This is a genomic window from Cryobacterium sp. CG_9.6 (assembly GCF_029893365.1).
In the GTDB taxonomy this organism is placed as follows: domain Bacteria; phylum Actinomycetota; class Actinomycetes; order Actinomycetales; family Microbacteriaceae; genus Cryobacterium.
Genome location: NZ_JARXUZ010000001.1, coordinates 2,729,952 through 2,744,833, shown reverse-complemented (window position 1 = coordinate 2,744,833; position 14,882 = coordinate 2,729,952). Strand labels below are relative to the sequence as shown.

The following is a 14,882-nucleotide window of genomic DNA, read 5'->3' as shown; positions in this document are numbered from 1 at the left end:
ATCGCTGGGCCTTGTGGCCCGCCCGCGCCCCCGAACAGACAGGTCACCCGTGCCACTCGCCATTCCCACCCTCAGGGAGGGCCTTGTTACGTTGCGCCCGGTGCGCCTGCGGGACTCCAAGGTGCTCGAGGGCGAACTTCTGGACAATCGGTCGTGGCTGCGCAAGTGGGAGGCGACCAATCCCTACGCGCCCATGTCTTTTGACTCGCGGGCCAGCATTCGCGGGTTGCTGTCACATTCTCGTGCCGGGAGTGGCCTCCCGTTCATCGTGGAGTATGACGGCCAGCTTGCCGGTCAGTTGAACGTGTCGTCCATCACGTGGGGTTCACTCTCGTCGGCAACCGTGGGGTACTGGGTTGGCGAGCGTTTTGCCGGAAAATCTGTGACGCCCACCGCGGTGGCCCTCGCCACGGACTACTGCTTTTACCAGCTGGGGCTGCACCGCATGGAGATCTGCATTCGCCCGGAGAACGCTCCCTCCCTTCGCGTCGTGCAGAAGCTCGGATTTCGCTATGAGGGACTTCGGCGCCGATTCATTCATATCAACGGTGACTGGCGTGATCATTTCTGTTTCGGACTGGTGGCGGAAGAACTCGACCAGGGCGTCTTGCGCCGCTGGAAGGACGGCCGCGTGCCGGAGGATGCCGCACAGGTGACGGCCGCCGATCGTGAGGCGGCAGCGCATCCGCTGCCCACGAAGACTCGATAACCGCTGCCGGATTACAAAATAGTGACAATTTTGATGAACACACCTTCCGTAATCATGCGCGGACGCGCCGCAGACTCTTACCGTAGACAACATGACTGGTGACGCACTGGGTGGGGGAGTGATGGTAGCGGTGGCTGCTGTGCTCTGGGTCGCGTACTTGATGCCCACCTGGTCGCGTCGCCGCCAGTACCTGGCCACCGAACGTAACGCCGTTCGATTGCAGCAGACGCTGCGTATTCTTGCCGAAACCGCCGAGATCCCCGCGCAGGTGCGCCTCGAGGCCAACGCGCGCACGGTGGCAGAACAACAAAAGATTCTTGCTCAGAGTGAAAAGACGGCTCGGGCGGCCGCGAGCGCCGCAGCGAAGGAGCAGGCAAAAATGAAGGTTGCAGCAGACCAGGCCGAGGCAGATGCCGCCGCGGCGGCCCGCGGGGTGACAGCCGCTATCGAGGCGGCCAACCGGGTTCCCATTCCGGTGTCTCCGGCCCAGACGCTGCGCCGCCTGCGCCGCGGGCGCGCCCTCAGCTCCGTTGTGCTCCTCACCGGTCTCCTGTGCCTTCTGGGCGGGATTGCGCCCATCGTGGTGGCAGGCTCCTGGGGACTGTTCGTCATGGGTATCGTCACCATCGCTGCCGCCTTCTTCACCCTCACCCGACTGGCCCGGGTGGCTCGCACGGCTCGTGTCGTGCACGTCGTCACACCCGAACGCGCCCGGCTCACCGGGCAGCCGTTCGAGCCCGTTCAGCTGGAGACCACCCCCGTGGTCGCTCCCACGTGGACGCCGCAGCCGCTGCCACGCCCCCTGCACCTCTCCCGCGGCTCGATCGCCCAGACAGCCATGGCCTCAGTGGATGCCGCGGCTCAGCTTCGCCGCGCCGCTCAGGAAGCGGAGATCGAGCGTCGTGCGTCGCAGATCACCCCGTCCGTTCCGGCTCCGCGATCGCTCCCCGTGGCCACCCCTGTGCCTATCCCCGCAGCCATCCCCGTGGCCGCCCCCGCCGCCGACAATCGCTTCGCCGCGATGGGGATCTTGGGCGATACTGAACCGGGCATGACCGACCTCGACGCCGTGCTGCGACTGCGTCGCGCGGTGGGCTAAACCCCGAAATGGGCGTGCCCGTGCACTCGGGCCTCTCCCGCGCGTGATATTCTGCATAAGCAGTAAGGGGCTATGGCGCAGTTGGTAGCGCGTCTCGTTCGCAATGAGAAGGTCAGGAGTTCGAATCTCCTTAGCTCCACTGAGGCGGTTTCAGGACATCTCACGAGATGTTCTGGGAAATCGCAACGAAGCAGCCGGCTTCAGGGTTCAACCTGAAAGCCGGCTGCTTTTTTCTTGCCCTGGCAGCGCCCGGGCGGGTGCGCGGAACTGGTCGCCGGAATAATCAACTGAGAGTGAGGCTATGCGACGACGGTTGGCTCAGCGGCTCTGCACTGTGGTTATTTGACCTGCCCGCGAATCTCACCGCCGGGGAAAGCCGGGGTGTGTACGTTGACGTAATAGTCGCGGGGGTTGGCCGCGATGTTTGCGAGCAGCGCCTCGCTTGCGGCCACGCAGGTCTGGACGGTCCAATCCGTCCCTGCGCCGATCGTCAGTGGGATGACGACGGGCCCCGCCGCATTTCGTGCTCCCACGTGGATGTGCCCGGCGACAGCCGGCTGGGAGAGATTGCGTACCTCGAGCGTGTAGCAAAATTCCGTGCCCGACACGTCGTAACTCAGAAAACCACTCGCCCCCGTGTCGACCATTCCGGTTTCCTGCTCGTTGTTGAGGGGAATTGCGGGCACACCACCCGGTTTGGCGTTCGCAATTCCACCGCCCGCAAGAGTGAGCGCGGCAACGGTCATGGCAACCGCGAGTAGTCGGGAAGTAGAGCGGGTGATCATGTTCACAGCAGCCTCAATTGGCGTCATTGACAGACCATCAGGCCAGGGCGCAGCAGCGCGGGTCGAAAGCCCCCGTTCTTGCTGAAGCGGTCGTGCGTACCTTGTCAACTCCAGAGCGCCACGTGCACGCGTGATCCCCTGCGGGCCAGGCCTCGTGACCCGCCGGGTGCGAGCATGGCTGCTGTCGCTTCGGCCGTGGTGACGAAGCGTTGCAGGGTGCGCGCTGCCGGGCTGGCCCGCTCCCCATCCAGCGTCGTGGCCCACCACAGCCCGGGCACGGGCAGGCCGGGCACCGGCAGGCTCGCCAATGAGTGGTCCGCCACCTCTTGCCGCACGATATGCGCGAGCGCGAGCATGATGCCCTCGCCGGCGCGAACGGCGGCGAGGGCATCCGTCTCACTGCTGAGCGCAACCAGGTCCGGTAGTTCGGGGAGCGCTGCAAGCCAGTCGCCCTCGGAGGTGAACTCCTCCACCCCGATCGGGCCGGTAAACCACGGGGCCGCGGGCAGCCGGCTGAGCGGAACAGGCCCGTTGAGCTGAGCAAGCGGATGCCCGGGCGCTGCCACCAGCACGCGGTGGTAGCGCAGAAAAGGAACCGAACTGAGGTTCATGCCGCCGCCCCGAATCGGTATCCGACTCCCGAGCGCCACGTCGTAGGCGTGCTCCTGCAGAAGCGCCGAGACGTCGTGGGCGGACTCAACCACCATCTCCACATCGACGGACAGCCCGGGCGCGCGCCGGGAGAAGGCATCCAGCAGACGCCCGGCCGCATGCTCGCCGAAAGCCCCCGTGACAAGCACCCGCAGACCCGGTGCCGATGTCTCGGCATGGCTGACCTCCCAGCGAATCTGGTCGGCCAGTCCTACGATTTCCTGCGCATGACCGGCCAGCGCCCGACCTCCCGGGGTGAGCGCGATACCGGCGCCCGAGCGCAAAAAAAGCTGGTCACCAAGGTCGAGGCGGAGCGACGCGATGGCCGATGACACGGCCGGTTCGCTGATGCCCAGGGACTCCGCAGCGGCGCGCAGCGAGCCCAGTTTGGCCACCAGCGCGAATGCCCGCAGCTGCTTCATCGTCATCGACACGGCTCATAACCTTTCGCTTAGGACGATATTGACAGCCTTGGAGCCGGGGAGCAAGCTATCGAACACAACAGCGTCCGGCACCGTGGCCGGCCACTCTCAGTGAGGAGAGACCTGTGCAGATTCCCGCTCCATTCGACTATGTGCGTGCCAGTTCGGTCGAGAATGCCCTGGCCCTGCTTGATCGCCACGGCCCGGAATCCCGGGTTGTCGCGGGTGGCCACAGCCTCCTGCCCATGATGAAACTGCGCCTGGCGCGACCCGAATGGCTCGTTGACATCAACGACCTGTTTGAGCTGGACTTCATGTTGGTGGACAAGGGTTTTCTGCGCATCGGTGCCATGACCCGGCACACCGCCCTGTTTGAATCCGCGGACGTGGCCCGCCTGTTCCCGATCATCGTCGATGCCGAGAAGGTCATCGCCGACCCGATCGTGCGTAACCGAGGAACCATCGGTGGCTCCCTCTGCCAGGCCGACCCGGCCGAAGACCTGTCCACCGTGTGTCACGTGCTCGGTGCGATCGCCGTCGTTCGAGGGCCGTCCGGGGAGCGGATGTTGTCGATGACCGACTTCCATCGCGGTCCGTATGAGACCGCCGTGGCCCAGAACGAACTGCTCTGCGAGGTGCGCTTGCCTATTCGCGCGCACTCCGGCAGCGCCTACGAGAAAGTCGAGCGCCGGGTAGGCGACTGGGCTGTGGCAGCCGCCGGTGCCTCGGTCACCCTGGCGACCAACGGCACCATCGAGTCCGTCGCCGTGGGACTCACCGCGGTGGGGCTCGAGCGCAACGTCACAGAGGTGGAAGCGGTGCTCATCGGCCAGGTACCCACCGAAGCCCTGTTCGAGGAGTCTGGCCGACTGGCCGCGTTGGCCTCTGACCCCCTCGCCGACCAGCGCGGCCCGGTGGACTACAAACGACACCTCGCCGACGAACTCACTCGCCGCGTGCTGCGGAAAGCCTCCGCCCGCGCAGCCTCCACCCTCACCATCGACAGTACGGAAGGTTGAAGACGATGCAGATCAGCATGACCATCAACGGCAATGACGTCACCCGCGAGATCGAACCTCGGGTTCTGCTCGTGCACTTCATCCGTGACGACCTGCGCCTCACGGGAACGCACTGGGGCTGCGACACCTCGAACTGCGGCACCTGCGTGGTGCTCATGGACGGTCAACCGGTCAAATCCTGCACGGTGCTCGCCGCTATGGCCGACGGGCATGCCATCACCACGGTGGAAGGCCTGGCCAACGGGGCCACGCTCGACCCCGTCCAGCAGGGCTTCATGGAGGAACACGGCCTGCAGTGCGGTTTCTGCACCCCCGGCATGATGCTCACCGCCCGCGCCCTGCTCGACGCCAACCCCCACCCGGAGGAGCTGGAGATTCGCGAAGCCATTTCGGGACAGATCTGCCGGTGCACCGGTTATGCCACGATCGTGCGGTCGGTGCAGTGGGCCGCCGAGCATCCGAACGGCCGAGAGGCGGCATCCGTTGACTCGGGCACCACCGGTGCGAGTACCGAGGAGGTGCGCGCATGACCATTCTCGATGAGCGCGGGCCCAACCCGGCAGCCGGCGACGCCAACCGTCCAGTGGGGCATGGCCGCATGCAGCGCAAGGAAGACCCCCGCTTCGTGCGGGGCAAGGGACGCTACGTCGACGACATCGTGCTGCCCGGTATGCTCCACGGCGCCATTTTGCGGGCACCGGTCGCGCACGCCCGCCTGGTCTCCATCGACACCACCGAGGCGCTGGCACACCCCAAAGTTGTAGCCGTCATCACCGGCGCCGACCTGCAGGAGCTCGGCCTGGCCTGGGCGCCCACCCTGTCCATGGACGTGCAGGCGGTTTTGGTCACCGACAAGGTGCGCTTTCAGGGGCAGGAGGTTGCCTTTGTGGTGGCCGAAGACCGCTACGCCGCCCGCGATGCACTCGAGCTGATTCAGGTTGAGTACGACGTGTTGACCCCCGTCGTTGATGCCCGGAAGGCGCTCGACCCCGGTGCGCCGGTCATCCGCGACGATCTTGAGGGTCGAACCGACAACCATATCTTCGACTGGGAGGCGGGCAACAAGGCCGAAACGGATGCCGTCTTCGCGGCCGCAGACGTGGTCGTGTCGCAGGAGCTCATTTACCCCCGCGTGCACCCGGCTCCGATGGAGACCTGCGGGGCGGTTGCCGACTTCGACGCCGTCGACGGCCGGTTGACCCTGTACGAGACCACGCAGGCTCCGCACGCTCACCGCACACTCTTCGCCATGGTTTCCGGCATTCCCGAGCACAAGATTCGGGTCATCTCGCCCGACATCGGCGGCGGTTTCGGCAACAAGGTGGGCATCTACCCCGGCTACATTCTGGCTGTCGTCGGGTCCATGGTCACCGGCAAGCCGGTGAAATGGGTGGAGGACCGCTCGGAAAACCTGATGAGCACCTCGTTTGCCCGCGACTACATCATGCAGGGCGAGATTGCAGCGACCAAGGACGGCAAGATCCTGGGCCTTCGCACCAACGTTCTCGCCGACCATGGGGCGTTCAACGCCACTGCGCAGCCCACCAAGTACCCGGCCGGCTTCTTCCATATCTTCACCGGAAGCTACGACCTGGCCGCGGCACACTGCTCCGTCACCGGTGTCTATACCAACAAGGCGCCGGGAGGAGTGGCGTACGCCTGCTCGTTCCGCGTCACCGAGGCGGTGTACCTGGTGGAACGCATGGTGGACATTCTCGCCCAAAAACTCGAAATGGACCCGGCGGAACTGCGACTGAAAAACTTCATCAAGCCGGAGCAGTTTCCCTACTTCAACAAGACCGGCTGGGAATACGACTCGGGCGACTACGAGCCCACCATGAGGCTGTCCATGGAGATGGCCGGCTACGACGAACTGCGCCGCGAGCAGAAGGAGAAGCGTGAGCGCGGGGAGCTGATGGGAATCGGTATCTCCTTCTTCACCGAGACCGTCGGCGCGGGGCCGCGCAAGGACATGGACATTCTCGGCCTGGGTATGGCAGACGGTGCCGAACTGCGCATTCACCCCACCGGCAAAGCCGTGGTGCGAATCTCGGTGCAGAGTCAGGGTCAGGGTCACGAGACCACGTTTGCGCAGATCGTGGCTGAAGAGATCGGTATCCCGCCGGAAGACATCGACGTCGTGCACGGGGACACCGACCAGACCCCGTTCGGGCTCGGCACCTACGGCAGCCGTTCCACTCCGGTGAGTGGTGCCGCGGTGGTGCTTGTTGCCCGCAAGGTGAAGGAGAAGGCCAAGTTCATTGCCGCGGCGATGCTGGAGACGCGACCTGAAGACCTGGAATGGGAGAAGGGGCGCTGGTTTGTGAAGGGTGACCCGAGCATGGGCAAAACCATGGCCGAGATCGCCATGGGAGCCCACGGAACCGTCGCACTGCCGGAAGGAATCGACGGTAATCTCGACGCCGAGGTGAACTATGACCCGCCGAACCTCACCTTCCCCTTTGGCGCCTACATCTGCGTTGTCGACATCGACCCGGGTACCGGGCACGTAAAGGTGCGCCGCTTCATCGCCGTGGACGATTGCGGCACGCGGATCAACCCGATGATCATCGAGGGTCAGGTGCACGGCGGGCTCACCGACGGCGTGGGAATGGCCCTGATGGAGTTCATCGAGTTCGACGAGGAGGGTAACTGCCTCGGCGGGTCGTTCATGGACTACCTCATTCCCACTGCCATGGAGGTGCCGGACTGGGAGACCGGATTCACCGTGACGCCCTCACCGCACCACCCCATTGGTGCCAAGGGCATCGGAGAATCGGCCACGGTCGGGTCCCCGCCGGCGGTCGTGAACGCGGTGGTGGATGCCCTGGCTCCGTTCGGCGTGACCCACATGGACATGCCCTGCACTCCCGCTCGAGTCTGGGAAGCAATGCAGGGCCGGACCCGGTCACCGATTTAATGAGTGACGTACTGCACACCTGGGGTGGGGATGGCTCGACCTCACCGGCAGCGACGCAGCAGACCCGTCCCGTCGGCACGCTACAAGAGCGTGCCGACGGGCTGTCCGCCCGGCGCGAACCCTACGTGCGGGCCACCGTGGTTCGCGCGCAGAGACCAACCAGTGCCCATGCGGGCGACACCGCCCTGGTGCTTTCCGATGGGGCGATCGACGGATTCGTCGGCGGCACGTGCGTGGAGGCATCCGTTCGCCGCTTTGGCTTGAAAGTTCTCGGGGACCGCCGGCCGTTGTTGTTACGGGTGGTGCCCGGCGTGCCGTCGAGCGCGTTCGAGGAGGGGGCCGTGGAGGTGGCCAACCCCTGTCTGAGCAATGGGGCTATAGAAATATTTTTAGAGCCGGTGCTGCCGTTGCCCCGGGTGCTGGTGGTGGGCGGCACGCCCGTTGCGTTGGCGCTCGCCGATCTCGGACCCCACCTCGACCTGCAGATTGTGCTCTCGGACGGTGCTGCTGCGCGGCCGAGCGAGAGTGACGACGCACTGATTGTGGCCTCGCATGGCCGCGACGAAGAACCCGCACTCACCGCCGCGCTCCAGGCGGGCGTGCCGTATGTGGCGCTGGTGGCCAGCTTCTCCCGGGGAGCCGCGGTGCTCCGCTCGTTGGATGTGACCCCCGAGCAGCGGGCGAGCGTCTTCAGCCCGGCCGGACTCGACCTGGGGGCGCGCACACCCGGTGAGATTGCCCTGTCGATCCTGGCGCAACTCGTGCAGCAGCGTGCCACCCGGGCGGCTCCGGTGATCGACGACGCCGTGCCCGACACGGCAGAGCTCGACAAGGCAGAGAGCGATACGGTCGGGCTCGATGCTGTCGACCCGGTGTGTGGCATGTCCGTGCCGGCGGTGGCCGAGTCGCTCCACGTTGTGCACGAGGGCCAGCCCGTCTATTTTTGCGCGCCGGGCTGTCGCCGCGCCTTCATTGCCGACCCGGCAGCATATGCTTTCGCGAGCTGAGCGACCCGGCGTCGCCGCGGGTTTGCCCGCCGCTGACGAGGCTCCCCGTGCCCACGCCGGGGCTGCTCGCGCGGGCGCGGAACCGGGGATCGTTGACCTCGTTCCCAGTGTGGAGGCGCTCCGTCGGTCGCTTGATTCCGGCGATTACCTCGCCGACGAGGGGCTCGTGACCGCACTGTTCCTCGCGATGCGCATGCCGCAGCCGTTGCTTCTTGAAGGTGAACCCGGGGTGGGGAAGACCGAGATCGCCAAGGTACTGGCGACCCTGCTCGACACCCCTCTCTACCGGCTGCAGTGCTACGAAGGGATCTCCTCCGGTGAGGCCCTGTATGAGTGGAACTACCCGCGTCAGCTGCTGGGTATTCGCTTGGCCGAGGCGCAGGGCCTGGACCTGACCGAAAGCGGTCTGTACGGACCGGACTACCTGCTGCGTCGCCCGCTGCTGCAGGCGATCCAACATCCCGGACCCAGGCCGGCCATTCTTCTCCTCGACGAGATCGACCGGGCCGACGCGGAGTTTGAGGCGCTCACGTTCGAGTTGCTCGCCGAGGCCAGTGTCACGGTGCCAGAGCTGGGAACGGTACGTGCCTCGCATCCGCCCATCGTCATCCTCACCAGTAACCGCACGCGCGATCTGCACGACGCCCTCACCCGGCGCTGCCTCTACCACTGGATCGACTATCCGGGTGCGGAGCGGATTGCCGAGATTGTGCGGCGGCGGGTGCCGACCAGCTTGGAGCCGATCGCCCGGGACGCCGCAACCGCCATCGGTCGGCTGCGTTCTCTCGATCTGGTGAAGCCGCCCGGTATCGCGGAAGCCATCGACTGGGTGAGCGCCCTCACCGTGCTGGGTGTTCCGCGGTTGACGCAGCGCGCAGTGGAACAGACCTGGGGGTCCGTGCTGAAGAACCGCGATGACCAGCAGACCGCTCTGGCGCGCGGAACTGAGTGGCTGCTGGAGGATGTCCATGGCTGAGACGGCCTGGCCCGTCGCCGTTGAGGGCGCTGCTTTCGCCGCCGGCTTCGGGACCGCACTGCACCGGGCAGGGTTGAGCGTATCGCCCGACAGGGCCATGCGGTTCGCCGAGGCGCTGCGGCTGGTTCCGCCCACCGACCGGCCGGCGTTGTACTGGACCGCCCGCGTTGTCTTCGTGTCTTCACTCACTCAGCTGCCGCGCTTCGACGCGGTGTTCAGCGCCGTCTTCGACGGACAACTTGACCCGGCAGACCGGCGCGGTGAGCAAAACGCCCCGCCAGCGGTGGGCTCCGAGCCGCAGGAGCGGCCCGCGCCGCCGGCGAACCGGCCAGCCGATGGCGGCGACCCCCCGTCCGCGCCCCGCGCGCCCGCGCCGCTCCCCGGTGCCGACTCCGATTCAGCTGCCTCCAACGCCCCGGAACGTGAGTCCGTTCTGCTGCTGACCTCGGCCGAGGAACACCTGCACAACATGGCTTTTGCCGACCTGGGTCCTGACGAACGGGAGCGAGTGCGCCTGCTGGTGCGCAGCATCCGGTTACAAACTCCCACCCGGCTCAGCCGGCGCACCGTGGCGTCTCGACACCGCCGCGACCGCCTCGACCTGGCCCGCACCGTTCGCGCCGCGCAGCGAACCGGCGGCGACCCGACCCGGCTGGTGCATCAACGCCGCCGCTCGACGGCCCGTCGGCTCGTGCTGCTCTGCGACGTTTCCGGGTCGATGGAGCCCTACACTCGCGTGTTCCTGTCCCTGTTACAGGGAGCGGCGAGCGGGGCACGCGCGGAAGCGTTCGTTTTCTCCACCCACCTGACCCGGCTCACCCGTCAGCTCGCCCTGCATGACCCCGACCTCGCGCTTGCACGAGCAGCGGCCACGGCCACGGACTGGGCCGGGGGGACGAGGCTCGCCGCGGGCATCCGCTGTTTCATCGACGCGTACGGCCGGCGCGGACTGGCCCGCGGCGCTGTGGTGGTGGTGTTATCGGATGGCTGGTCGCAGGACGCTCCGGAGGACGTGGCTGCGCAAATGGAGCGGCTGCGTCGCCTCGCTCACCGCATCATCTGGGTAAATCCCCGCAAGGTTGCCCGCGACTACCAGCCGCTTGTGGGCGGCATGGCGGCGGCGCTGCCCTTCTGTGACGCGTTTCTGAGCGGGCATAGCTATGCAGCTCTCACCGACTTGGCGGCCGTGATCGGCGCCGACCAACCATCCCGGGCACCGACGCCCAGGACGCCGACTCTTAACGAGCAGAGGACAACCTAATGCAACTCGACAGCACCTTCTCCGTCACCGCCCCGGTGCAGACCGTGTGGGATACCCTGATGGATTTCGAGCGGGTGGCGGGGTGTGTGCCCGGCGCCCAAATTTTGAACAGGCTCTCCGACGATGCCTACCAGGTGGGAATGAAGGTAAAACTGGGGCCGGTGACCATGCAATACCGCGGTCAGATGAACGTGGACGAGCGCGATGAACCCGCCCACCGCGCCGTCTTCTCCGGCAAAGCGCAGGAGACCCGCGGACAGGGAACCGCCCAGGCCACCGTGACGCTTATTCTCACCGAGAGCGGTGGAATCACCAGTGGCACGGTCAGCGCGGACATGGCCCTCTCCGGGAAGGCCGCGGCCATGGGCAAGGGCGTCATCAGCAGTGTCACCGACCAGATGATGCGCTTATTCGCCGACAACCTTCAGGAACTGGTCGAGGAGGGTCCCGGGTCGGCCCCGGCACCGGTTAGTGACACGGCACCGCAACCAGTCGTTGCGGCCTCCTCTGCCGGGCCGGAGGTCATTCTGGCCCGGAGTGACGCGGTTTCTCCGCCCGTAGCGAGCGCCCCGGTCGCGCGGCCGACGACGCAGTCTGCGCGCAGCACCGCCCCGGCCGAGACCAGCCTGAACGCCATGACCCTCGCCCGCGGTATGGTCACGGACCAGCTCAGCAAGCCCTGCACGGTTGTGGGTCTGCTGGCGGCGGTAGCGTTAATCGCATACCAGATTGGCCGTCGCGTGGCTGGACGATAGTCAGCCACGCGAGGGGCATACGACGACACGGCGACACGACCGAAAGGAACAGGATGCGCGAGATCCTCGCCGACATTATGACGGGGTGGTGCGGCGGAACGACGGCCGGGCTGGCAACAGTCGTGCGCACGTTCAAATCAGCGCCCCGCCCGCCTGGTGCGACCATGCTCGTGGGCGCCGACGGCACCGTCGTCGGGTCGGTCTCGGGAGGGTGCGTCGAGGGCGCGGTCTACGATCTCGCCACTCAGGTGGTGGAGGACGGTCAGGCGCAGCTGGTGCGGTATGGCATCAGCGATGATGACGCTTTTTCTGTGGGGCTGACCTGCGGCGGGATTCTCGACATCTTCGTCGAACCGCTTTCCCGGGACACGTTTGCGCTTCTCGAGGGGGTACAGCAGGATATCGATGCCGGTCGCGCCGTGGGAGTGGTGACCGTGATCGAGCATCCCGACCCGGCGTGGCTCGGCCGTCACCTGGTGGTGCGCTCGACCGGCGTGGAAGGGGATCTGGGGTCCGAGCGTGCCAACCATGCCGTCGGTGACGACGTACTCGGTCTCCTCGCGGCCGGCCGCACCACCACACTCGGCTACGGGCCGGACGGCGAACGCCGCGGTGAGGGGCTTCGCGTGTTCGTGAGCAGCTACGCGCCAAGGCCACGGATGCTGGTCTTCGGCGCTATTGACTTTGCGGCAGCTCTGGCCCAGGCCGGGTCCTTCCTCGGCTATCGCGTGACCGTGTGCGACGCGCGCGCCCTGTTCGCCACGTCGTCCCGGTTTCCGGGAGCCGACGAGGTGGTGGTGGACTGGCCGCACCGGTATCTCGCCGCCGAAGTGGCAGCAGGTCGCATCGACGGCCGCACCGTGATCTGCGTGCTCACCCACGATCCCAAATTCGACGTCCCCGTGCTGGAGGTGGCCCTGGCCGGCCCGACCGTCGCCTATATCGGGGCGATGGGGTCCCGGCGCACCCACCTCGACCGCATGGCCCGGTTGCGGGAAGCCGGCGTCGACGAAACGGCCCTGGCCACGCTGCACAGCCCGATCGGGCTGGACCTTGGCTCCCGCACCCCCGAGGAGACCGCCATCTCGATCGTGGCCGAAATTATCAGCACCCAGTGGGGTGGCAGCGGTCTGCCGCTCGGTCGACTCGCCGACCCCATTCACCACGACAAGCAGCCGTCCCTGGAGGCGCTCCCGAACGACTCCCGGGTGGGCGTGAACGGGTAGCGTGGGAGCAGCCGCACCCACCAAGGAGACCCATGAACTCGACGGACCTGCTTATCGAAGCCTATGGACGCATTCAGTTTGCTGTTCATGGGGCCGTTGACGGGGCATCCGTTGACACTCTCACGTTCCGAGCGGATGCCGATGCCAACACGGTGGCTTGGCTCGTCTGGCATCTCGCCCGCGTGCAAGACGACCATGTAGCCGAGCTGGCCGGCCGAGAGCAGACCTGGACCGAAGGCGGCTGGGAGCAGAAGTTTGGTCTGCCCTTCGAAGCGTCGGCCACTGGTTACGGGCACTCAAGCGATGAGGTTGCCGCGGTGCGCGTGGATGCCGAGTTGCTCCGTGGTTACTACGACGCCGTGCATGCCACGACGCTTGCCTACCTGTCGACTCTGACCGAAGCCGACCTCGACGACGTGATTGATCGCCGGTGGACCCCGGCCGTGACTCGCGGTGTTCGGCTGGTGAGCGTGATCGGAGACGACTTGGAGCACGCCGGACAGGCCGCGCTTCTGCGTGGGATCGCCGAGCGTCTGGGCTAGCGGCACGGATAAGACCGATCCCGGCGCTGCCGCAGCCCACCACGATCACGACCTGAGTGCCTCCGGTTCCTCGGCACCCTGATCGAGACGAAAGGGCGGGTATTCGTCGCGGAACAGAGCCGTGTAGGTGAGTACGCGCAGCACCCAGCGGTCAAGGCCCAGGATCAGATCGAAGAGCGGTTGCTGATACCGACCGCTGAAGAGCAGGATCACGGCCGCAATGATCACCAACGCTCCGATCAGGGAGAATCCAGCCGCAGCACCCGAGGGTACGCTCCCGGTCGTAGGCCAGTCGCCTCCCCAGGTTCCACTCGTGGCGGCGCCCGTGAAGACGGCCACGATGAGCAGGTGCGGGAGGGCGAGCAGCCAAGATTTCACGAAGATGAGCCCGCGAGAGAGACGGTCGGGGTAGTCCACATCGAAGTCGGCCGGATAGTCCGTCCTCTCCAGCGTGAAGGGCGGATACCTGTCGGTGCCGAGGGCGGAGTACGAGTAATACGCCACTCGCCACCCCCACCGGATGACCCCCACGTTGAAGGTGAACAGTGCCCGCGGGTAGCGAGCCGTGAAGAGGATGGCGAAAAACGCGACAACAGTGACCACCGCGAAGGCGAAATACAGAAAAACAAGAATGATCAGGTGCGGAATGATGAGAACCCACTTCACCAGCCACAGTCCGCGGGACACCTGCGGGTCAAGTTCCCCGCGCACCCTCGACGGGTAGAGCGATGTGGGCGGCGTATCCACAGCGGATGCCCCGGCTAGCGCCTGGCCGCGCCCGAGCGAAATCGCCCCCACCAGAACAAGGGCGCTCCCCACGAGCAGGGCGAGCAGTCCCGCAACGATGAGAACGGCTCCCAGCGGCCCGAGCAGGGTCAGACGCGCACCGGCGGACACCTGAGCGCTCACACCGGGGCTGGCGTCCACGTTCATCATGACGACGGTCCACTGGCCCCGCGGTATCTCCGTGCCATCCCGCACGGCGAAGACCAGCTCCTGCGTGCCGGTACCCGAGGTTGAGGCGGCCCAGAAGTCCTGCGTGCCGGGCGGTGCGGGCTGCTCGGTGCCGGGCAGTTCGCGAAACCTGGCCGTGAAGGGTGAGTTGTCCATCCCGGTTATTTCGGAGTGTGCCGAGGAGGCGAGGTAGCGTTCCACGTCGGCTGTGGGAGCGACACCGAGAAACAGCGGTCGTCGGGACGTGGCCTGCAGCCGAATACTGCCCACGTTTGTGGTCATCACGGTGGTTCCCGACGGGGTGCCCAGATCGATGGCCGGGGAGGTGACCGCGTAGGTGTCCACAGCCAGTGTTCGCGTGGGGGTGCTGAAGAACCCGGCTGACCCCTGCTGGGCACCGGCCCAGGCCACCACCGATCCGCCCACAATGGACCCGATTCCGGAGGAGGCGATGAGGGCGCCAAGAATGACGAGAATGAGAAAGACCGCCCGCAGGCCGCCGCCGGGACGGGCCGGTGGAGTTGCAGATGTGGCTGCCGCTGTGCTCATGCAGTAC

At 66.3% G+C, this 14,882-nt stretch carries 14 protein-coding genes and 1 tRNA gene; 12 read left to right on the top strand and 3 right to left on the bottom strand.

The window, feature by feature from the left end; all coding sequences use genetic code 11:
* Positions 1 to 49 precede the first annotated feature (49 nt).
* The 3 genes from H4V99_RS12570 (at position 50) to H4V99_RS12560 (ending at position 1,947) form a co-directional block, all read left to right on the top strand.
* Complete coding sequence (locus H4V99_RS12570) at positions 50 to 709, top strand: GNAT family protein (protein WP_280678797.1); 660 nt, start codon at positions 50 to 52, stop codon at positions 707 to 709.
* Between the two features lie 91 nt (positions 710 to 800).
* Positions 801 to 1,808, top strand: a complete 1,008-nt coding sequence (locus tag H4V99_RS12565) for a hypothetical protein (RefSeq protein WP_280678795.1) — start codon at positions 801 to 803, stop codon at positions 1,806 to 1,808.
* 66 nt (positions 1,809 to 1,874) lie between these two features.
* Positions 1,875 to 1,947, top strand: a tRNA-Ala gene (locus H4V99_RS12560).
* Between the two features lie 199 nt (positions 1,948 to 2,146).
* Here the strand turns inward: H4V99_RS12560 and H4V99_RS12555 are convergent.
* Both H4V99_RS12555 and H4V99_RS12550 read right to left on the bottom strand, forming a co-directional pair.
* Complete coding sequence (locus H4V99_RS12555; protein WP_280678793.1) at positions 2,147 to 2,620, bottom strand: CHRD domain-containing protein; 474 nt, start codon at positions 2,618 to 2,620, stop codon at positions 2,147 to 2,149.
* Between the two features lie 77 nt (positions 2,621 to 2,697).
* Entirely contained in the window at positions 2,698 to 3,672 is a 975-nt protein-coding gene (locus tag H4V99_RS12550) for a LysR family transcriptional regulator (protein WP_280680113.1), read from the bottom strand.
* A 119-nt stretch (positions 3,673 to 3,791) separates the two neighbouring features.
* Between H4V99_RS12550 and H4V99_RS12545 the strand changes: the two genes are divergently transcribed.
* Genes H4V99_RS12545 through H4V99_RS12505 form a run of 9 tightly spaced genes read left to right on the top strand, consistent with a single transcriptional unit; the run spans position 3,792 to position 13,372 of the window.
* Positions 3,792 to 4,685 carry a xanthine dehydrogenase family protein subunit M gene (locus H4V99_RS12545; RefSeq protein WP_280678791.1) on the top strand — a complete coding sequence of 298 codons (894 nt, stop codon included), beginning with the start codon at positions 3,792 to 3,794 and terminating at the stop codon, positions 4,683 to 4,685.
* Between the two features lie 5 nt (positions 4,686 to 4,690).
* Positions 4,691 to 5,215: a 2Fe-2S iron-sulfur cluster-binding protein gene (locus H4V99_RS12540; protein ID WP_280678789.1), complete on the top strand. Its 525-nt coding sequence runs from the start codon at positions 4,691 to 4,693 to the stop codon at positions 5,213 to 5,215.
* Positions 5,212 to 7,605, top strand: a complete 2,394-nt coding sequence (locus H4V99_RS12535) for an aerobic carbon-monoxide dehydrogenase large subunit (RefSeq protein ID WP_280678787.1) — start codon at positions 5,212 to 5,214, stop codon at positions 7,603 to 7,605. Before H4V99_RS12540 ends, H4V99_RS12535 begins: the two co-directional genes overlap by 4 nt.
* Positions 7,605 to 8,612 (top strand): XdhC family protein, encoded by a 1,008-nt coding sequence (locus H4V99_RS12530; RefSeq protein ID WP_280678785.1) that lies wholly within the window; start codon positions 7,605 to 7,607, stop codon positions 8,610 to 8,612. Before H4V99_RS12535 ends, H4V99_RS12530 begins: the two co-directional genes overlap by 1 nt.
* Complete coding sequence (locus tag H4V99_RS12525) at positions 8,596 to 9,588, top strand: MoxR family ATPase (protein WP_280678783.1); 993 nt, start codon at positions 8,596 to 8,598, stop codon at positions 9,586 to 9,588. The genes H4V99_RS12530 and H4V99_RS12525 overlap by 17 nt, the downstream gene beginning before the upstream one ends.
* Positions 9,581 to 10,849, top strand: a complete 1,269-nt coding sequence (locus H4V99_RS12520) for a VWA domain-containing protein (protein WP_280678781.1) — start codon at positions 9,581 to 9,583, stop codon at positions 10,847 to 10,849. Before H4V99_RS12525 ends, H4V99_RS12520 begins: the two co-directional genes overlap by 8 nt.
* A complete protein-coding gene (locus H4V99_RS12515; RefSeq protein ID WP_280678779.1) occupies positions 10,849 to 11,604 on the top strand; it encodes an SRPBCC family protein in 756 nt (251 codons plus the stop codon). Before H4V99_RS12520 ends, H4V99_RS12515 begins: the two co-directional genes overlap by 1 nt.
* Before the next feature lie 53 nt (positions 11,605 to 11,657).
* The gene (locus H4V99_RS12510; RefSeq protein WP_280678777.1) at positions 11,658 to 12,830 is read left to right on the top strand and encodes an XdhC family protein; all 1,173 of its coding nucleotides are present in this window, start codon (positions 11,658 to 11,660) and stop codon (positions 12,828 to 12,830) included.
* A 32-nt stretch (positions 12,831 to 12,862) separates the two neighbouring features.
* Positions 12,863 to 13,372, top strand: a complete 510-nt coding sequence (locus H4V99_RS12505; RefSeq protein ID WP_280678775.1) for a DinB family protein — start codon at positions 12,863 to 12,865, stop codon at positions 13,370 to 13,372.
* 45 nt (positions 13,373 to 13,417) lie between these two features.
* On the opposite strand, the gene H4V99_RS12500 is transcribed toward H4V99_RS12505, so the two are convergent.
* A complete protein-coding gene (locus tag H4V99_RS12500) occupies positions 13,418 to 14,875 on the bottom strand; it encodes a DUF4389 domain-containing protein (RefSeq protein WP_280678773.1) in 1,458 nt (485 codons plus the stop codon).
* Between the last annotated feature and the right edge of the window lie 7 nt (positions 14,876 to 14,882).